The organism is Pedobacter planticolens (assembly GCF_014172375.1).
Lineage (GTDB): Bacteria > Bacteroidota > Bacteroidia > Sphingobacteriales > Sphingobacteriaceae > Pedobacter > Pedobacter planticolens.
In genome coordinates this window covers 478,313-498,721 of sequence record NZ_WNXD01000001.1, presented here as the reverse complement: position 1 = coordinate 498,721, position 20,409 = coordinate 478,313, and the positions used below count along the sequence as shown (strand labels likewise).

General features: G+C 33.4%; 19 protein-coding genes. 9 read left to right on the top strand and 10 right to left on the bottom strand.

Annotated elements, in window-relative coordinates; genetic code table 11:
- Positions 1-8 precede the first annotated feature (8 nt).
- From GM921_RS02190 to GM921_RS02150, 9 genes are all read right to left on the bottom strand, one after another.
- The gene (locus GM921_RS02190; RefSeq protein ID WP_182920978.1) at positions 9-1,505 is read right to left on the bottom strand and encodes a GH3 auxin-responsive promoter family protein; all 1,497 of its coding nucleotides are present in this window, start codon (positions 1,503-1,505) and stop codon (positions 9-11) included.
- Between the two features lie 44 nt (positions 1,506-1,549).
- Entirely contained in the window at positions 1,550-2,428 is an 879-nt protein-coding gene (locus tag GM921_RS02185; RefSeq protein ID WP_182920977.1) for a hypothetical protein, read from the bottom strand.
- Positions 2,425-3,393, bottom strand: a complete 969-nt coding sequence (locus GM921_RS02180; protein WP_182920976.1) for a glycosyltransferase — start codon at positions 3,391-3,393, stop codon at positions 2,425-2,427. The genes GM921_RS02185 and GM921_RS02180 overlap by 4 nt, the downstream gene beginning before the upstream one ends.
- Before the next feature lie 56 nt (positions 3,394-3,449).
- Positions 3,450-4,403: a glycosyltransferase family 2 protein gene (locus GM921_RS02175; protein WP_182920975.1), complete on the bottom strand. Its 954-nt coding sequence runs from the start codon at positions 4,401-4,403 to the stop codon at positions 3,450-3,452.
- Positions 4,404-4,537: 134 nt separating this feature from the next.
- Entirely contained in the window at positions 4,538-5,110 is a 573-nt protein-coding gene (locus GM921_RS02170; RefSeq protein WP_182920974.1) for a DUF4199 domain-containing protein, read from the bottom strand.
- A gap of 22 nt (positions 5,111-5,132) precedes the next feature.
- Complete coding sequence (locus GM921_RS02165; RefSeq protein WP_182920973.1) at positions 5,133-5,807, bottom strand: hypothetical protein; 675 nt, start codon at positions 5,805-5,807, stop codon at positions 5,133-5,135.
- Positions 5,797-7,062, bottom strand: coding sequence for a dihydroorotase (locus GM921_RS02160; RefSeq protein WP_182920972.1), 1,266 nt, complete (start codon positions 7,060-7,062; stop codon positions 5,797-5,799). Before GM921_RS02160 ends, GM921_RS02165 begins: the two co-directional genes overlap by 11 nt.
- Before the next feature lie 42 nt (positions 7,063-7,104).
- On the bottom strand, positions 7,105-9,153 hold the full coding sequence (locus GM921_RS02155) for a BatA domain-containing protein (protein ID WP_182920971.1): 2,049 nt from the start codon (positions 9,151-9,153) through the stop codon (positions 7,105-7,107).
- Between the two features lie 53 nt (positions 9,154-9,206).
- The gene (locus tag GM921_RS02150) at positions 9,207-10,043 is read right to left on the bottom strand and encodes a TlpA family protein disulfide reductase (protein WP_182920970.1); all 837 of its coding nucleotides are present in this window, start codon (positions 10,041-10,043) and stop codon (positions 9,207-9,209) included.
- 211 nt (positions 10,044-10,254) lie between these two features.
- On the opposite strand from GM921_RS02150, the gene GM921_RS02145 reads away from it, so the two are divergent.
- From GM921_RS02145 to GM921_RS02135, 3 genes are all read left to right on the top strand, one after another.
- A complete protein-coding gene (locus GM921_RS02145; protein ID WP_182920969.1) occupies positions 10,255-10,716 on the top strand; it encodes an Lrp/AsnC family transcriptional regulator in 462 nt (153 codons plus the stop codon).
- A gap of 19 nt (positions 10,717-10,735) precedes the next feature.
- Positions 10,736-11,689 (top strand): EamA family transporter, encoded by a 954-nt coding sequence (locus GM921_RS02140; RefSeq protein ID WP_182920968.1) that lies wholly within the window; start codon positions 10,736-10,738, stop codon positions 11,687-11,689.
- Positions 11,690-11,856: 167 nt separating this feature from the next.
- A complete protein-coding gene (locus GM921_RS02135; RefSeq protein ID WP_182920967.1) occupies positions 11,857-12,648 on the top strand; it encodes a murein L,D-transpeptidase catalytic domain family protein in 792 nt (263 codons plus the stop codon).
- Between the two features lie 28 nt (positions 12,649-12,676).
- On the opposite strand, the gene GM921_RS02130 is transcribed toward GM921_RS02135, so the two are convergent.
- On the bottom strand, positions 12,677-14,254 hold the full coding sequence (locus GM921_RS02130) for a L,D-transpeptidase scaffold domain-containing protein (protein WP_182920966.1): 1,578 nt from the start codon (positions 14,252-14,254) through the stop codon (positions 12,677-12,679).
- A gap of 269 nt (positions 14,255-14,523) precedes the next feature.
- Between GM921_RS02130 and hisG the strand changes: the two genes are divergently transcribed.
- From hisG to hisA, 6 genes are all read left to right on the top strand, one after another.
- The gene (gene hisG, locus GM921_RS02125) at positions 14,524-15,375 is read left to right on the top strand and encodes an ATP phosphoribosyltransferase (protein WP_182920965.1); all 852 of its coding nucleotides are present in this window, start codon (positions 14,524-14,526) and stop codon (positions 15,373-15,375) included.
- Between the two features lie 69 nt (positions 15,376-15,444).
- A complete protein-coding gene (hisD, locus tag GM921_RS02120) occupies positions 15,445-16,749 on the top strand; it encodes a histidinol dehydrogenase (RefSeq protein WP_182920964.1) in 1,305 nt (434 codons plus the stop codon).
- Positions 16,750-16,843: 94 nt separating this feature from the next.
- Complete coding sequence (gene hisC, locus GM921_RS02115; RefSeq protein ID WP_182920963.1) at positions 16,844-17,884, top strand: histidinol-phosphate transaminase; 1,041 nt, start codon at positions 16,844-16,846, stop codon at positions 17,882-17,884.
- On the top strand, positions 17,884-19,017 hold the full coding sequence (gene hisB / locus GM921_RS02110; RefSeq protein ID WP_182920962.1) for a bifunctional histidinol-phosphatase/imidazoleglycerol-phosphate dehydratase HisB: 1,134 nt from the start codon (positions 17,884-17,886) through the stop codon (positions 19,015-19,017). The genes hisC and hisB overlap by 1 nt, the downstream gene beginning before the upstream one ends.
- Positions 19,018-19,024: 7 nt before the next feature.
- The gene (gene hisH / locus GM921_RS02105; RefSeq protein WP_182920961.1) at positions 19,025-19,618 is read left to right on the top strand and encodes an imidazole glycerol phosphate synthase subunit HisH; all 594 of its coding nucleotides are present in this window, start codon (positions 19,025-19,027) and stop codon (positions 19,616-19,618) included.
- A gap of 1 nt (position 19,619) precedes the next feature.
- On the top strand, positions 19,620-20,369 hold the full coding sequence (gene hisA / locus GM921_RS02100) for a 1-(5-phosphoribosyl)-5-[(5-phosphoribosylamino)methylideneamino]imidazole-4-carboxamide isomerase (RefSeq protein WP_182920960.1): 750 nt from the start codon (positions 19,620-19,622) through the stop codon (positions 20,367-20,369).
- Positions 20,370-20,409 lie beyond the last annotated feature (40 nt).

The window sequence follows — 20,409 nt, the reverse complement described above, 5'->3', positions numbered from 1 at the left end:
TTCCTTTTCTAAATATACTTCTCTAAAACCTCTGCCAACTTTCTATCATTACTTAATCGTGGCACTTTATTTTGCCCACCAAGCTTACCTTCTGCTCGCATATAATTCACAAATGCATCTTTTTGTAGCGAACGAATAATCAGTTTCTGTAAGATCTTCCCTTCAATGAGGTCAAAATAGTAAATATTTTTTTGCTGCAAAGCAAGATCTACTTTCTCACTAAACGCTTTAATATCTTTTGGTGTTTCTACAAACTCTACAAACCACTCGTGGTAAGGTAATTCGCCAACAGGCGGATTTACTTGTGGCGCCACTGTAAATTCTGTAATTTCTATTCCTTCCTCATTCGCCACCGACAGAATAGCTTGCTCTACTTCCTCGCCAATTACATGTTCGCCAAAGGCAGATATAAAATGTTTGATGCGACCAGTAACTAAAATCTTATACGGATTTTTAGAAACAAATTTTACAGTATCACCAATACTATATCCCCATAAACCTGCATTTGTATTTAAAATCAGTGCATAGTTTTTATCCAATTCTATTTCGGCTAAACTTAATCGAGTTGGGTTTTCGTTATAATATTCATCAGCTGGAATAAATTCATAAAAAATTCCCGCTTTAGCTAAAAGCAATAAACTTTTATCCTCCTGTGTATCCTGATAAGCAATAAAACCTTCAGATGCTGGATATGTCTCAATAGCATCGATTTTTCTTCCAATGCTTGCCTCAATTTTAGCTCGATAGGGTTCGTAATTTACTCCACCATACACAAATAGGCTAAAATTTTTAAAGATATTCTTGATTTTTTTTCCGCCAGTTTTCTCGCTCAACTTATCAAAATACATTTGCACCCAAGGGGGAATGCCAGAAATGAGTGTCATATCTTCATGCAAAGTTTCGGTAACAATTGCATCCACTTTTTCTTCCCAATCTTCGATACAATTCGTAGCATAAGATGGCAATCTGTTCTTTTGTAAATATGCAGGAACTAGATGCGCCACAATACCAGATAGACGACCTACATTAATTCCGTTTTTTTTAGTCAATATCGGACTTCCTTGTAGGAAAATCATTTTACCGTTTACAAAATCGGCTTTACCAGTTTCGTGAATATAGGTTAATAAGGCATTACGAGCAGCTTTAATATGCTCTGGCATTGATTCTTTAGAGATAGGAATATATTTTACGCCTGATGTAGTACCAGAAGTTTTTGCGAAATATTTCGGTTTACCTTTCCAAAGTATATCTGTTTCGCCGACAACTACTCTATCTATGTAAGGCCTTAAACCTTCATAATCTCGTATCGGAACATTTGCTTTAAAATCTTCGTAATTTTTAATGGAATTGAAGTTATGCTCTTTACCAAAAACAGTAGGCGTTGCCGATTTGATAAGTGAGTTAAAAACATCACCCTGTGCTTTTAATGCATCTTTTTTCCATTTATTGATGCCTTTTACAACCCATGCAGCAAATGGCTTACTTAGTGCCGCTTTTATTCCCATGTTGTTAAATTAATAAATGAGAGGATTTGTGAATGTAATGAGCATTAAACGATGTTGTGTATAATATCTGGATGTTCATCGCCCTTGTATTCTTTCATTATTTTACGATAAGCAACTGCAAAAAAAGCGGTGGTAAACGGCACAATAACAAATGAGCTAAATACAACAACAATTAAAGAGATATATTGGTTGATATCATAATCGAAAAAGAAATTGATTAGGCGAAAACCCATCATAATTACAATATAGAAAAACCCGAAAACAATGGCTTGAACTACTACTAAACCCACAAGTATGAATAAAAGCTTAATAAAATTACCTTTTGTTGTAGCCAAACTTAATTTAATGGATTCAAAGGGTGGACTATGCTTATCAATAATAAAAAACGGGAAGAATATTATTCGAATAAACGTAAAAAAGATACTTAACATCGCAATAGCAACAGCAACATTAACGATTACTTTTCCAGCGTAGGTGAAATTATTAATTAGACCTTGATTTACAGCAAATTTTAAAATTAAATCTAAAATGTAAAGTACTGGCATTAATAAAATACCAACCAAAAATATACTCAATCCAAAATAAACGGTTCCGATAAGAAATCGTATTACTTCTGTTCTAGTAGGTAGTGTATCAATAATTTTTATATCTGTTTCTTCTTGGTGATCCAGTAATCTGAAAATATATTTAATTAAACATAATTCGACTACACAATAACTCATAATAAAGATGAGCAACATTAAAACTCTAATGCCTATATTCAATTCGCCCATAAAAAAGGCCATAAAGGTTGAGGTAAATGCTGTTATAAATATCAAAAAACACAGTGTAGCAATAGAGAAATAATTATCGCGGGTAACTTTCCACGCTTGCATAATTACATCTTTTACTGCGAAAGTACTTTCCTTCAAATAATCTATCATGATTGTTTAACTATTATTCTTTTAAAAAAATCTTGTATAAAACCTAAACCATAAGCGGTTAGTTGTATAAATGATGCAACAACACTCAAAAGTGCAATTTTTATTGATTTGTTAACTTGCCAAGCATGAAAAAATATCAACAAAAAATAGAGCACAAAAAAGAAATTACAAATATAGGCCAATGGCGGATAAAACACATTGCATAACAGCATAAAACCTGTGCCTACCGTAAATAAAGCTGGAAAAAAATGAACTGCTTTTAACTCCGATGGAAAATGTTTGTAAATATTAATTCGGGCTCTGCCAAAGAAATGCAATTGTTTGTAAAATTGACTAAAACTTGTTCTTCTTTTATGGAAAACCTTTGCCGCAGGGATTAATCCGATTTTAAATCCGTTTTCATGTATACGAATGCTATATTCGATATCTTCACCTAGACGCGTTAAAATAAAACCGCCAACTTTTTCGTAAACTTCTCGAGAAACACCCATGTTAAAACTGCGTGGGTGAAATTGCCCAATATGTTTTTTGTTACCACGAATTCCACCTGTAGTAAATGGAGATGTCATGGCGTAGCTAATTGCTTTTTGAACTGGTGTAAAAGTTTCATGTGCAGCATCTGGACCTCCATACGCATCTAATTGATGTTCGAACAGGTAATTTTTAACAATTTCTAAGTAATCTTCGGGTATTAAACAATCTGAATCGAAAATGATAAAATAATCGCCTTTGGCTCGCTCAAAACCAAAATTACGAGCAAAACCTTGTCCCGCATTTGGTTTTACAAAATAGTGAACATCCAGTTTATCTGCGTAAGAAGCCACAATATCCTTTGCATCGTTTACAGAACCATCTTCAATAACCAGCACTTCAAACTGTGTGTACGTTTGCTCAGTTAAGGTAGTTAAAAGCTCATCAATTTCTTGTGGGCGATTATAAAGGGGGATGATAATGGAGAAAAACATGTTTTGAAGCTGAAAGCTGAAAGGACCAAAGCGCATTAAGCTTTAGTCTTTTCAGTTTATATAATTTCTTTTTCTATTAAATATTGGTTTCTTTCTGGCGCATTACGTGATAAAAGTTCTGCAATAAATCCTGCTAAGAACATTTGAGAACCTACAATAATTGCCACCAAAGAAATATAAAATAAAGGTTGATCGGTAATTTCTCTTTTATAAGGAATATGAGCCGCAATGTGATATAGTTTAACGCCAATCATCCATAAGGCCATAATTGTACCTAAAAGAAAACTTAATACGCCTAACGAACCAAAAAAGTGCATCGGGCGTTTACCAAATTTGCCTACAAAAAAAATAGAAAGCAAATCTAAAAAGCCATTAACAAACCTACTGAAACCAAATTTAGTCGTTCCGTATTTTCTGGCTCTGTGTTCTACAACTTGTTCTCCTATTTTATTAAAACCTGCCCATTTTGCAATTACAGGAATATAACGGTGCATTTCGCCATACACCTCTATAGTTTTAACTACATCACTACGATATGCTTTTAAACCGCAATTAAAATCGTTTAGTTGAATACCGCTCATTTTACGAGTAGCTGCATTGAATAATTTTGTAGGAATGGTTTTGGTGATTGGATCGTAACGTTTCTTTTTCCAACCCGAAATGATATCGTAATTTTCTTCCTTTATTCGACGGTACAATTCTGGAATTTCATCTGGACTATCTTGTAAATCGGCATCCATTGTAATAATTACATCACCTTGTGTTGCTTCAAAAGCTACGTTTAACGCGGCAGATTTACCATAATTTCTTCTGAATTTGATTGCTTTTATTGTACTGTAGGTTTTTTTTAATTCTTCAATAACAGCCCATGATGTATCTGTACTGCCATCATCTACAAAAACAGCTTCATACGAAAAATTATTTTCGCCCATTACTTTATCTATCCAAGCAATTAACTCTGGTAAAGATTCTTCTTCGTTATATAAAGGTACTACAACTGATATATCCATTTATTGTGTGTCGAGTATTTGATATTATCTATTAGACAATTGTCTGAAAACATAATACGCTTAAAAAATAACGTGCAAATTTCATCAATTATATTGAGAAAGTTGCACGTTGATAAATTTTATATACTTACTGCTTATTCTTCGGTACCACCCAAAAATACCGGGCGATTTCTTTTAAAAATGGCTGCAAAAATTAATGCACCAATAAAATAAATTACCGCAGCAATGCCAAAACCAACTACAGCTTGGCTAAATGTTGGCGTAAACTGTTTATCTAAATTTTCTGAAGTTTTTTCTAATGCTTGCGACATATCTGCTTCAGCCATACCTATAGATTTAAGCGTGCCTTCAGTTTTAGCCATAACCAACTCTTTCATTGTAGTTGGATAGGTTGTATCAATGTATTTCCCGAAAATGATATTAAAAACATACATAATAGCCATTGATAGTAAAAACATTACAAAAATATTCCATAATGCTTCGCCAAATGACCAAAACCCACCTGCTTTTTTTCTCATATCAATACAAAAGAATACTGCCAAAGCAATACCTACTAACATAAGTATACCTGAATAAGCATACGAACTCATTAAACTTGGCATCATATACCAGGTTACCAAAAAAATTACAATACTAATTGCGCCCCAAATGGCACCGTTTTTTAAGGCCTCCGTTTTTAGGTTTACTCCAGTTTCTGTTGTTTCCATTTTATTTAGTTTAGTTTTAGGTTTATCTATTTTTATTAAAATTAGTAATTAAAGTATATACTGCAACATCAAAACTCTTATTGTTACTAAACTTTAGTATTTCTTGTTGTGTGACTTCACTAGTATTTGGCTGCAAGAAGAAAGTCATGAAAGGCACAAAAAGTTCTTCCATTTCTTCACTTAATTCTAGTAAATCAGCATTGCTACAAATATCTTCTACGCTACTTTCGGCCAATTGTTGGTTACTAATTAAATCTTCATAAATATGAAATTCGTCTTGAAATTCGTCTTCTTCCACCAATAAAAATTCTTTCAAAAAGTCTTCTAAACCTGGTTTAATTTCTTCGTCATGGCATTCATTAATATATAATAACAAGTTCAACAATTCAGTCCCACGTTCTATCGTTTCTTCCTCAATATTTTCCCATTCTTTCGATTCCAAGTAATCTTCTTCTAATTTATTTACATCGCTGGTGAAGAAATTAATCATTAATAAATCGAAATAAACTTCTCTTAGTTCATCAAATTTTGCATGTTCGTCAAAAACTTCATCAAATTCAGCTACTTTTTCTAAGAAATTCATATCCTTACCAAAAACCTCAACTAAACGTTGTTCTATGGCAATCGAATCTATATTATTAGCTGCTGCAAATTGATCTAAAGATGCAATCAGCGCTTGCTCTACACTACTGTTCATATACTTGAAATTGTTTGTTATTGTAAACTAATTGCACTTTTCCTGTTAAGATTTTACCCAACAAAGGAGAATTGCTTGATTTTGAGGCATTAGTAGCTGAATTATATTCCCATTTTTGGGTTGGATGATAGATTGTAAAGTTTGCATCTGCTCCTACTTTAACTATCGGAATGGGCAAATTCAATATTCTTCTTGGATTGATGGCTAGTTTTTCTGCAATTGTTGTCGCATCTAAACCTGCTTGGAGTAATAAAGGTAAAACTGTTTGCAGGGCGATGATTCCATAAGCTGCAATTTCAAATTCTACATCTTTAAACTCTATTTCATGCGGACGATGTTGTGAAGAAATTGCATCAATTGTTCCATCTTTTAAGCCTAAAATTAGTGCTTTAATATCATTTTTGCCACGCAATGGCGGTTTTACTTTGTAATTACTATCGAAATCGTTTAGTAAATCTTCTGTAAATACCAATTGATGTGCAGCTACATCGCAAGTAATTTTTACACCATCTTTTTTGGCTTTTTTTATAATTGCAACCGAACCAGCTGTAGAAATATTACTGATATGAATTGGTGCATCGTGATAAGTCGCCAAAAATATATCTCTAGAAATCTGCATTTCTTCGGCCAATGCCGGAACCCCTTTCATGCCCAGCAACACATTATTTTTGCTCTCGTTTATTTGCGCTTTGCCCGCGATAGATTTATTTTCTGGATACAGCATCAACAAACCGCCAAATCCTAAAGAGTATTGTAATGCTCTATTCACGAAACCGTCATCGCTTATGGCTTTACTCCCATCTGAAAAAGCAACTGCTCCGGCATTTTTCATATCAAAAAGCTCGGCTAATTCCTTACCTTCTAAATCGCGACTAATTGCACCAATCGGATGCACATCTACCAAATTGTTTTTAGCTCTGTTTAAGATATATTCTACTTCGCCTTTAGATTGTACCACAGGTTTTGTAGTTGGTAAAACTGCTATTCCAGTAAATCCTCCAGCTTTTGCAGCTGCAGTTCCTGTTTCAATATCTTCTTTGGTTTCTAAACCTGGGTCGCCAATCATGCAGTTTAAATCGAAAAATCCAGGAGAAAGTATTGCTCCTTTTCCCTCAAATAGTGTTTCGCCTTTGGCTAATGTTAAACTTTTTGAAATTGCGGTGATTTTCCCTTGTTCAACGCGTACATCGCAAGTTTTCTGATTAAACTCGCTGTTCGGATCGACTAGTGTAATTCCCTTAACTAAGAGGTTCATGAATTTATGTGTTATTAATTAGCTTATATTAATTTATTTGTATCAATGAGCTCCCAAGCTCGGTTTTTGGATATGATAAAATCGGACCAATAATATTTCAATCGCTAAAAAAACTAATGTCAAAATTAGACAAAGTTTCCATAACTCTGTTCCATTATTTTTTGCGGCAACTGCCGAAGCAATGCTATCAGATTTTGGATCTAAAAATGCTATTTGTTGTTTACCAAACAACTTTTGCAAATCTGCTTGTTCTGTATAATGCATATCAGATTCTGTTCTGTTATCGTTAAAAGCAACAATCGCTAAAGTAGAATCTCCTTTTTTAACATCATAAAAACCTGCTTTTTTAACTTGATCTGCAACATAAAGTAAAGTTTTGCCATTAGTTTGACGCAATTCTGGAATAATCTCAAACTTATCTGCTACTAATTTTAAAGATTGGTTGGCACCTAAATCTATTTTTTGACTTTCCAACACATTATCTTTCATCGCTGTATAATAAATGGGCTGTTCTTTAGCACTTGCAAAAGCTATTTTATACATTAAAGGCACAAAAACTGAATGTTTTGCAAAGTTACTATCCTCGTTCTCTAAATCGGTAGCTGATAAATAAATCTGGCCGTTGCCAACTGAATAACGAGCAAAAAACAGTTTTCCAGCAGGTAATTGTAATAAATTTTCTTTGTTGCTTGTGTTACTTTCCGCAAAGCTGAAATATCTATTAACTTGTGGTAAATCTAGATTTTGAGGCAAGGTTTCAAATACATCTTTAAATAATGGATGCTTTAATTCTATGCTGCTTACTTTGGTTGGCGTAGTATTTAAATTCAGCAAAGCTGGAAGATTTAAAGCTGTTAAAAAAGTGGAATAAACTTGCTTATCTGCATCTAAATCTGGGAAAACAATTACAGAACCGCCATTTGAAACATACGATTTTAGTTCTTGCGCCAGTCCACTCGAAGGGTTACTCAAACCATTAAGCACAACTAAACTATAATTTTGTAATGCCGAATAATTGATATTCGCCTCTGGCATTTCTGTCAATTTGAAATACGAATCAGCGCCAAACAATGCTTTAATGTATTTTCCACCTTGTTGTCCGTTTATACTTAATACCTTTTGTTCGGCGTTAACTTTAAAGCTAAAATTAAGTTCATCATCAAAAGTTAGGGGGAAATCTTTTAAGCTAATTGTTCCTTTTTGCCAGCCTAAACCCAAACCACTAAATGAAAGTGTATCGCTTTGCGTTTTACCTGCTGCAATAGTTAAACTGCTAATTGCTTTTTGTTGCTTATTTATCGTCAGTTTTATTGGAATATTTTTAGCTTCTTCATCGCCATAATTACGTAGCTGAACCACTAATTTTTCTGTGGTATTAGCTTGACGTACAGGCGACAACAACCAAACGCTATCTATTGCTACATTTGGTAAATTGTTAGCATTCAGTTTTACTAAAGATATATTGGTATTTACAGCGGTTTTTATGGTTTCGTTCCCTGCAAATCCTTTTTGGAAATCGGAAATTACATACGCAAAGCGATTACTTATGCCTGTAAAAACACTTTGTTGTCGGTTTAGTACTTGTTGTAATTTTCTACTGGCGGATGAAACTTTAACTTCATCAATGGCCTGCAATGCTTCATCTACATTTAATAAACGTTGATGTTTTCCTTCAAAATCATTCGTTAATACCTGAAATCTGTCATTTATTTGAAAAGATTTTACCACTTCTTTCGCCTCGCGTTTGGCTTCATCTAGCAAACTTCCCTCTTTATTTACAGCATCCATGCTGTAAGAGTTATCGATGTAAATACTTACGCTATTTCCTTTATTCTGATCAATTTTAGTTGCAGAAGGGAAAAATGGACGAGCAAAAGCAAATACTAAAAACACGATGGCTAATATTCGACAACACAATATAAGTAGGTTCTTTAGTTTTTCTCTTGAAGAATTTTGCTCTTTTATTTCTTTTAAAAAGGCAACATTACTGAAATATACTTTTTTAAATTTCCGAAAATTGAATAAATGGATGATGATCGGAATAGCGACCGCAAAAAGTGCAAAAAGAAAGCCCGGATACAGGAAATTCATTAAAAATCAAAGATAGAAAAATTATGGAAAATAGCGAATTGGTAAACGAAAACTTACTTTGCAATCTCCTTTGCCAATGCTTCACCAACTTGAATATCGTCTGGTAAAGATCTAACCATTATTCCTTTTCTATTAATTAAAAAATGAGTTGGGTATGCCCGCACATCCAATTGTTTGCTCATATAATCTTCTTGATTTGGAACTGTTGCATAATCAAATTTCACTCTCTTAAAGAATTGTTGCAGTTCTGATTTGTTATCCATTGCTAAACTAATAAAGAGTATATCTTTTCTATCTTGATATTTTTTAACCAATTCATTTAATGCTGGTATTTCGTTTACGCAGGCAACACAACCAATATACCAGCATTTGAACAATACAATTTTTCCTTTTGTATTTTCAGAAGTATATATTTTTCCATTGATATCTGTAAAATTGAAGTGCGGGAATGGTTTCCCTTGCATTTTGAAAAAAATCAATTCATTGTGTGAAAATTGTTTCATGTAAGCAGAAATGTTGGGATCTGCTTTTGCTGGTATTTTAGCAAGTTTATAGTTTAACTGTTCATCTTTTGAATAAATCGCCAATGGGAAGTATAAACCTGACTTGAGTTGGTTTAAGAATTGTAATTTATTGATAACATTTCCTTTAGTGTCAAAAGCAACGAAGTCTTCATATAACTCTATCTTATTACTATAATAGTCCCAAAATTTACCAAAAGTTACTGTAATGTCTGCTTCAGAAACAATTGGCAAACCTACCATTGAACTTTCCTTCTTCGGAGCTTCTATTTTTTCAGCTTCTTTCTTCTCTTCAACTTTATTAGGTGTTTGCGTACAAGAAAAAGCAAACATTGTTAAAACAAGCAATACTAATTTGACAGTTCTCATTATTTCTTTTTTATACAAGATAGCTAATTAACTATAAACTTAGTAGAGTTAAATAAAAAATTGTCTATTAAAAGAAACTATTTGGTAGAAAAATTTCCTTTTCACTTAAAACTATCAAATTGTAATTAAAATGTATTTTAATCATTTTTATCATAAATAATATGAATATAATTCTTTTTATATATAAATTTACAGAACAAAAATCAGAAATATGACTTTAGATAAAATTGATTTAACCATTTTAAGGTTGATGCAAGAAAATTCTAGGATATCAAATATTCACATCGCTAAAGAACTAAATATGGCGCCATCAGCAGTATTAGAGCGTGTTAAAAAGCTAGAGCAAAAAAATGTGATTACTCAATATAGTGCTAAGATCAACCCAAATGCTGTTGATCTAAAACTTTTGGCATTTATCTCTATGAAATCCTCTCAGAGCCTAGGTTGTACCACAACTGCTGACGAACTTGCTAAAATTAAAGAAGTACAAGAAGTTCATGTTATTGCAGGTGATGATTGTTTTCTGGTAAAAGTAAGAACCGCAGATTCAGCTTCATTAATGGAATTAATGCGGAGTTCATTTAGTAAAATCCCAAACATATTATCCATTAAAACCACCATCGTTTTAGAAACAGTTAAAGAAGATCAATCCTTAAATATTCCCGAATTATAATCTCTTTTATCCCTTTATTATGGAAGCTACTAAAAAACCAGTCTTATTATTCAAAGTTTACCTTGCTTTTGCTATCGTTTACATCGTGTGGGGTTCTACTTATTTTTTTATTCAAAAAGCTTTAGGCGGATTTCCACCCTTTATTCTGGGCACTTTTCGTTTTATAATAGCTGGCCTGTTATTGTTAGCTTGGTGTAAAATAACTGGACAAAAAATTCTCGATAAAAGTCTTATAAAACCAGCCATAATAAGCGGGGTTTTAATGCTCGGCATAGGTAACGGAATTGTAATTTGGGTTGAACAATTTATACCGAGTGGACTGGTTGCTATTATGGTTGCTTCTGCTGCAATTTGGTTTGTATTATTGGATAAGCCAAAATGGAAGGAGAATTTAAGTAGCACCTCTACAATAATTGGTTTAATTGTAGGTTTTATTGGTGTAATTCTACTTTTTGGAGAACAAGTTTTGCATATTTTACAAACCAGTCAAAGCACTACACAGATTATAGGTATGATATTATTAATAGTTGGACCAATTGCTTGGGCAGGAGGTTCATTGTATTCAAAATATAAATCGCCATCAAATAGTTCTGTCTCGGTAAATACTGCATGGCAAATGATAGCTGCAGGTATCGCATTTATTCCTGGAAGTGTATTTAGTGCTGAATATGGCAGTTTTGAATGGAAAAATGTTTCACTTGATGCTTGGTTATCCGTAATTTATTTAATTATATTCGGTTCCATCGCTGCCTTTAGCGCTTATGTATGGTTATTAAAAGTACGTCCGGCTACTCAGGTTAGCACTTACGCCTACGTAAATCCTGTGGTTGCAGTATTATTAAGTTTATGTTTTACTGATGAAAAAATCACACTATTACAGATTTTTGGGTTGATTGTAATTTTAGGAAGCGTCCTTCTCATCAACTTAGTTAAGTATAGAAATAGTCAACCAAAATCACTAAAATTAACGTAAATTACTATTAATCAATAAATTAAATAAATCATAAAAAGGCAATAATGACATTCAAAAAAGAATGCAAATAAAGAATTGCGTATATTTGCATATAATTAAATCTAAATTAAAACTGCCTATATAGAAAACTCATACTAAGATTATTGTGAACGAGATACCGAAAAAATATGAGAAAGTACATTTTAAGAGCTGCCGGATTTTTATCTATTGCCGTTTGTTTAACCATTACAGGATGGAAAGCAGCAAAGAAAAAAGAACCCATCATTAAAAGCAGAATTATCAAACATAGAAGTATTGCTGGGTTAGATAGCATTTACATTAAGCATGTTAATGACTTATATAATGCTACACATTTAAAAGAAGCGGGCTTAAATTTTCCTGTGTTTGAAAAAGCATTAACTGGTTTTTATAATTTGAAAAAATCCGGACAACTTTCAGACAAATCTATTTTAACTATTGCTGATTTTGATCAATCGAGCACTAGTAAAAGATTCTATATTATTGATTTAGACAAAAAAGAAATTCTTTTAAATACTTGGGTTGCTCATGGTGAGCGTAGTGGCGGAAACGAGGCTAAATATTTTTCTAACAACAACAATTCTTTTAGCAGTAGTCTTGGTTTTTATGTAACTGGGGAGATTTACAAAGGAATTCATGGTAAATCACTTAAATTAGACGGGGTTGATGAAGGCTTCAATAACAATGCTCGTAACCGTTCCATTGTAGTACATGGAGCTTCTTATGTAAGCAGAGAAACCATCAATGCTTTAGGTCGATTAGGCCGAAGTCAAGGTTGCCCAGCCGTAGCACCAGAAGTAGCCAATAAAGTAATTGCGACTATTGAAGATAAAACTGTTTTATTCATCAATAAAAGCGCTGAAACTTATCAATCAAAATATTTGGATGAAACTTTAGCAGCAAATTTCGCATTAGATACAGCGAATCATGCTATGGATTAAATGTTTTTAGCCTCACAAAAGTATTAAATTACATGTATTTTTTAATTGCATCCCATAATATGCCATCATAATTATAAACATCTGGTCTAAATTGCACTTTGCCATTTTCCGCCCATGCGGTATAATAACTAATCACAACAGAAACTTTTTTTCTAGTTGCAAACCAAGTTGGCTTTAGCTGAAACACATTTAATGTATCTATTCTTTTAGCTTGTTTTTTCTTGAATTGCGGCATTCTGGTGGTATCAACAGGTGGCAAGTTTACATCCATTCGCAAATCATCGTATTGACTTTTGTTTCGCACCATTAATTGCGCAAATTCTAATGGTTTTTCTATCCGCACACAACCATGACTAATTGCCCTATTTGCTAATTTAAATCCTCTTTTATTATTGGTATCATGCAAATAAATGCTCGAACTATTATCAAAAATGAACTTGAATTTACCTAGAGCATTTCCTTCTCCAGAGCCTTGTTTAAATTCAAATGGCAGTTTTTCTCTAGGATATTGGTCCCATTGAATAGTATCAGGATCATAAACTTGCTTACCCCTCATGTAAACTTTTATGTTATTATTTGATAGGTAATAAGGATCTTTTCTAGCTTGCCAATAAATTTCACTTTGCGCAATACTTACTGGAATATTCCAAATTGGATTAACTTGTATAGCATTAAAAACACTTACCAACTGTGGAGTTTCATGGTTTTTTGGTTTGTCATCTAAATTACCAGACTTTAAATACGCCTTCATTTTTTCGGCATATCCTTCTTCTCTTTTACCTCCTACACATACATTCATGTGTGTTAATGTATCCGATTTATTAAACCATGTTAAAGAAAAATCTGGGATATTCACCATCACAACTTCATCAGTTTGTATAGGTAATTGCCAGCGTAAACGCTCCATATTTAATTTTATAATCCGAATTGCTGGATCATTTTCCGACTTCAAATTATCTCGATAAACAGCCAATTCACGCTTCAAATCCACGTAACTTTTTGATGTTGGTTGCGCATTTTTTAAGACAGAAACTAGATCTTCAGTATTCAACACAGAATCCAATTTTAAACTATCCGGTCGTTTAACCGCAATGCTGTAACGATTAAATAATCGCAGCGGATTTACACTTCCATATTTTATAAAACTGCTATATTTCAACAAGGCATCTGCAGTTTTTATTTCTAATTCTGCTATTACTGGATAAACTTCTTCTATATTTTTAAATTTGTTAGAATCCAAGGTTTTAAGCAATCCTGTTAATTCATTAAGATGAAATATTTCTGGATTAAAGCCATCAGCTTTGCTTCCTTTCAAATAACTTTCTAAAGTATCTATTCCGCCATTGGTATAAAACCGAGTAATTAATATCGGATTATTTTTATGAGCGGCGTAAAAAGCCTTTGTTACTTTCGGGTTGGACAAATTATGCCTCACTTCGTCCATTTTTTTACTAAAAATGAGATCGTAAGCTACAGTGTCAAATTTTTTATAGAGTTTATTATCGAAATGTTTAGCTAGTACAGTTGCTATTTCAGGTTGCTTATTAAACCACCCACAAGAGCTCAAAAACAAACATAAGGCTAAAAAGAGTAACGTTTTCTTCAATTTTTCAGTATTTAGATGATAGTTTTTTAAGGTAGAGTTATATAATATACTTCAAATAAAATGCCATATTTTTTTGATTTTACATTTTCAAAGCTATATTTGCATCATCTTCTCTTCAAAATTACGGAAAGAAAGCAATATTATGATCCAAGTTTTAAACCATCACGTACATTTACATCATCGCCATTGTGGCGATAGATAGATATATGTTTTGTACGCAAAACGGTTTTTAAACAGATTCAATATTCTTATTCCTAATTTTATACAAAGTGAAAACACTCAAAATCGCTATCCAAAAATCGGGTAGATTAAACGAAAAATCAGTAGAAATTCTTAAAAATTGTGGTCTTTCTTTCGAAAACTACAAAAGTTCATTAATAGCAACAGTTGCTAACTTCCCTCTAGAAATTCTTTTTTTAAGAGATGATGATATCCCAGAATATGTTCAAGATGGCATTGCCGATTTAGGCATTGTTGGCGAAAATGTAATTATCGAAGCAGGCGCTGATGTGTCTTATTTGCAGAAGCTAGGTTTCGGAAAATGCACCCTAAAAATCGCTGTTCAAAGCACTAGCACTATCACCGAACTTTCGCAATTAAATGGCAAAGCAATTGCTACTTCTTACCCAGTAATTCTTCAAAAATATCTTTCAGAAAATAACGTCGATGCGCAGATTAGAAACATTTCTGGTTCGGTAGAAATCGGCCCAGGTTTAGGCTTAAGTGATGCAATTTTCGACATCGTTTCTACAGGCGGAACTTTAAAAAGTAACGGCTTAAAACCATTCAAAAATGTGATGGATTCTGAAGCTGTTTTAATTGCTAGCAAAGGAATGGAATTGAATCCAGAAGTACTAGAATTACTGCAACGCATTCAATCTGTACTAAGAGCAAAAGCTACAAAATATGTAGTATTAAATGTAGCTAAAGAAAATTTACAAGCTGTAGTAGATTTAGTGCCAGGCGTAAAAAGTCCTACCATAGTTCCTCTATTTGAAGAAGGTTGGGTAGCCGTACATTCTGTAATTGCTGAGCAAGATTTTTGGGAAAAAATAAACAGTTTAAAATTAGCTGGCGCTGAAGGAATTGTAGTGATGCCAATTGAGAAAATTATTACATAATTTATCAAAAAAAACACTAAAAACAGCTAAATATATATTAACTATTAGTTAAATACAAAATATAAAGCATTGAAAATCTACGACTATAAAGATTTAACTCAACAAGTAAGAGAGGAATTGTGTTCACGCAAGGTGGAAGACGATAATTTAATCAATTCTAGGGTTCAAAACATTATTTCTACTGTAAAATCTGATGGCGATTCTGCACTCCTCTCCTACGCAGAACAATTTGATAAAGTTAAATTATCATCTTTATTTATTGGTAAGGAAGAGCTAATTGAGTTGGCAAAACAAATCCCAAAAGAAGTAAAAAACGCCATTGATGTTGCTTACCAAAACATCTACAAATTTCATGAGGCTCAGTTAAAAACTGAAGCAAAAATTGAAACAATGCCCGGCGTAAATTGTTGGAGAGAAGCAAGAGCAATTGAAAAAGTTGGACTATATATTCCAGGTGGAACAGCAGTTTTACCGAGCACTTTTTTGATGCTTGGCATACCCGCAAAAATTGCTGGATGCAAAGAAATTGTAGTCTGTTCTCCGCCACAAAGTGACGGCAAAATCAACACCTATATTGCTTACGTTTCGACCTTGTTAAACATCGAAAAAGTATACTTAGTTGGAGGTGCCCAAGCTGTCGGAGCCATGGCTTTTGGAACTAAAACAATTCCGAAAGTTGACAAGATTTTCGGGCCTGGAAATCGCTATGTAACCGAGGCAAAAAAGCAAGTTCAAAATACAGTTGCGATTGACATGCCAGCCGGTCCATCGGAGGTTTTAGTAGTAGCTGATGAAACAGCAAATCCGGCATTTGTTGCAGCCGATTTACTAGCCCAAGCAGAACATGGAACAGACAGTCAAGCGATATTAGTAGCAACATCGAAAGAAATTATTACTGAAACTATTTTGGAAATTGAAAAGCAGTTAACGGAACTTCCTAGAAAAGACATCGCAACCAAAGCGATTGAAAATTCTTATATAGTTTATACTGAGAATTTAATTGAGGCAATGGATTTCAGTAATGCATACGCTCCAGAACATTTAATTTTGGCTACTGAGAAATTTGAGCCACTTATTCCATTAATTATTAATGTAGGTTCTGTGTTTTTAGGAAATTTAACTCCAGAAAGTGCTGGAGATTATGCTTCCGGAACTAATCACACTTTACCAACAAGTGGATTTGCTAGAGCTTTTTCAGGAGTTTCAGTTGATACTTTTTTAAAGAAAATCACTTTTCAGCATTTATCAGCCGAAGGTTTAAAAAATATTGGCAATACAGTTGAGATTTTGGCAACAGCCGAAGGTTTACAAGCGCATAAAAATGCGATAAGTATACGATTAGAACAAGGAATAAAGAGCAAAGAACAAGGATGAAAATGCAAAGAATAAAGAACAGTTTTTGGAAAAATGATTTAAACCTATTGTCTTTAATCTTTTCTCCTTGTTCTTTTATCTAAAATTATAAAAAATGGACATTAAAGACTTACAAAGAGAAAATATAAAAACTTTAAAACCATATTCTACCGCTAGAGATGAGTTTAAAGGGCAAGCAAGTGTGTTTTTAGATGCAAATGAAAACAGTTTTGGTTCACCATTACCTGCAAATTACAACCGTTATCCTGATCCTTTGCAACTGGATTTAAAAGACGCAATTAGCAAAATTAAAGGTGTTCCTATTGAAAATACATTTTTAGGAAATGGTAGCGACGAAGCAATTGATTTATTATTTAGAGCTTTTTGCAATCCTGGAAAGGACAATGTGATTATCCTTCCTCCTACTTATGGGATGTATGAGGTTTCGGCAAATATCAACGATGTTGAAATTAGAAAAGTTGATCTACTACCTAATTTCCAATTGGATTTAGAGAAAATTGCAGAATCGATTGACGCAAATACAAAAATAATTTTCATTTGCTCGCCAAATAATCCCACTGGAAACTCAATTAACAGAACAGATATAGAAACCATTCTAGCTAATTTTAAAGGTTTAGTAGTAATTGATGAAGCTTATATCAATTTCGCAAAGCAGAAAACATTTATTCAAGAATTAACTGAATATGCAAATTTGGTTATCCTCCAAACGTTTTCTAAAGCTTGGGGATTAGCAGCTTTGCGTTTAGGAATGGCATTTTCATCACGACCAGTTATTGATATTTTAAACAAGGTAAAACCGCCGTACAATATCAACCAAGCTACACAAGATTTAGCTTTGGCTGCTTTAGAAAACATCCAACAGGTAAATGAGTGGATTAAAATTACAGTTGCAGAGCGAGAAAGATTAAGTACAGAACTAGCCAAACTTACACTTGTGAAAAAAGTCTATCCATCTGATGCTAATTTTATATTGGTAGAAGTGACGGATGCGTTGAATACCTACAATTTATTGGTGGATAAAGGGATAATTGTTCGCGATCGTTCAAAGGTATCGCTGTGCGAAGGTTGTTTAAGAATAACGATAGGTACGATTGACGAAAACAATCAATTATTAAATATTTTAGAAAAATTATAATGAAGAAAGTATTGTTTATAGACCGCGATGGCACTTTAAATATTGAACCTGAAGATGAACAAGTAGACAGTTTTGCAAAGCTGAAATTTTATCCTCGAGCATTATATTATCTTTCTAAAATTGCCACAGAGTTAGATTTTGAACTAGTTATGGTTACCAATCAGGATGGTTTGGGAACGCCTTCTAATCCTGAAGAAAACTTTTGGCCAGTACACAATTTTATGCTAGATACTTTCGCAAACGAAGGGGTTATCTTTAGTGAAGTTGTAATTGATAGAACATTTGCAAAGGATAATGCGCCCACTCGTAAGCCTCAAACTGGTTTATTGACCAAGTATTTTGGCGAAGATTATGATTTGAAAAATTCATTTGTAATTGGCGACCGTTTAAACGATGTTATTTTAGCGAAAAACTTAGGTGCAAAAGCAATTTTCTTACGTCAAAATGATGCATTAGGTGTTAATGAGGGCATGGCAAAAGTCGAAGAGCTAGCTAATGTCATCGCTTTAGAAACTCAAAAATGGGAAGATATCTATACATTTTTAAGAGCTGGAGCTAGAAAAGTTAATCACCTTCGCAAAACGAATGAAACTGATATCACCATTGGTTTAGATTTAGATGGAACTGGAAAAGCAAACATCAAAACTGGTTTAAACTTCTTCGATCATATGTTAGACCAAATTGCCAGACACGGCAGTATGAATTTGGATATTATCGCCAATGGCGATTTACATATTGACGAACATCACACCGTTGAAGATACTGGAATTGCACTTGGTGAAGCTTTTGCACAAGCTTTAGGCAATAAATTAGGTATTGAGCGTTATGGTTTTTGTTTACCAATGGATGATTGCTTAGCACAAGTTGCCATAGATTTTGGCGGCAGAAACTGGATAGTTTGGGACGCAGAATTTAAACGTGAAAAAGTTGGAGATGTACCAACAGAGATGTTTTTCCACTTTTTTAAATCTTTCAGCGATGCAGCAAAATGCAATTTAAACATTAAAGCGGAAGGCGAAAACGAACATCATAAAATTGAAGCTATCTTTAAAGCTTTTGCAAAAGCAATTAAAATGGCGGTTAAACGCGATGCTGAAAAATTAGTTTTACCGAGCACTAAAGGATTATTATAACTGAAAAATGATTGGAATAGTTAATTACGGAGCTGGCAATATTTTCTCTTTAACTGCAGCTTTAGAAAGGCAAAACATTGCCTATGGCATGGTAAATACAGAAGCTGATTTAGGTAACTACAGTCATATTATTATTCCTGGAGTTGGACATGCTGGTGCAGCAATGAAAAAGCTAGAACAAACTGGTTTAGTAAATGCAATTAAAGCGTTAAAAAAACCTGTCCTTGGTATTTGTGTAGGTATGCAGTTAATTACTCAACATTCTGAAGAAGGTGACGCTAATTTATTAAATATCATTCCGTTAAACACTAAACTTTTTGATAAAGAGTTGGGTATTAAAATCCCCCATATGGGATGGAATACAGTAGAATTTAAAAACAATTTACTATTTAAGGATGTTTCTCTGGGTACACAGTTTTACTTTGTGCATTCTTATTTTATTGAATATAACCCTATTTTTGATATCGCGTCTGTTAATTATGGAAACAAGTTTTCGGCAGCAATACAAAAAGATAATTTTTATGGCGTTCAGTTTCACCCAGAAAAATCTGGTGAAGCGGGCGAACGCTTATTGAAAAACTTCTCAAACCTAAGTTCATAAAATGTACATTATCCCTGCAATTGATATTTTAGATGGAAAAGTTGTCCGCTTACGCGAAGGCGATTATAACCAGAAAACCGAATACGATGTTTCCATTAAGGAAATGATAGAACGTTACCGCTCAAACGGTACAGATTTTATTCATATTATTGATTTAAATGGCGCAAAAGGCGATTTTAGCAATCAAAAAACATTATTTGATATCATTAAAAAAACCGATATGCGAGTTCAATATGGTGGTGGAATACGGACTATTGAACAAGTAAATAATCTGTTAGATTCTGGAATTCATCGCGTTATTGTAGGCACACAAGCCATTAGTAATCCAGATTTTTTACCAGATTTAAGCAAAGCTTTTGCTAAAAAAGATGATTATGCTAATAGAATTGTAATTGCAATTGATGTTTTGGATGAAGTAATCAAATACTCGGGCTGGATGGAGAGTTCGCCAATAAAATTGATGGATTATGTTGACAAGTGCCTTGCCTTAGGCTTTTTCCGCTTTTTATGTACAGATATTAGCAAAGATGGAAAATTAGGGGGCGCAGCAGTAGATTTATATCAAAAACTACTTAATCATTCTCCAATGATTAAATTAATTGCTTCTGGCGGCGTGAGTTCTATGGATGATATTAAAGAGCTCGCTCAATATGATATTAGAAGTGTTGTGGTAGGTAAAGCGATTTACGAAAACCGAATTTCTATTGAAGAAATTAAAGAGTGGAATTTGAAGGCGCTTTCATCAATTTAAGTGAGGAAGACTGTGGAACTTGATAAATTAAAAGCATTAC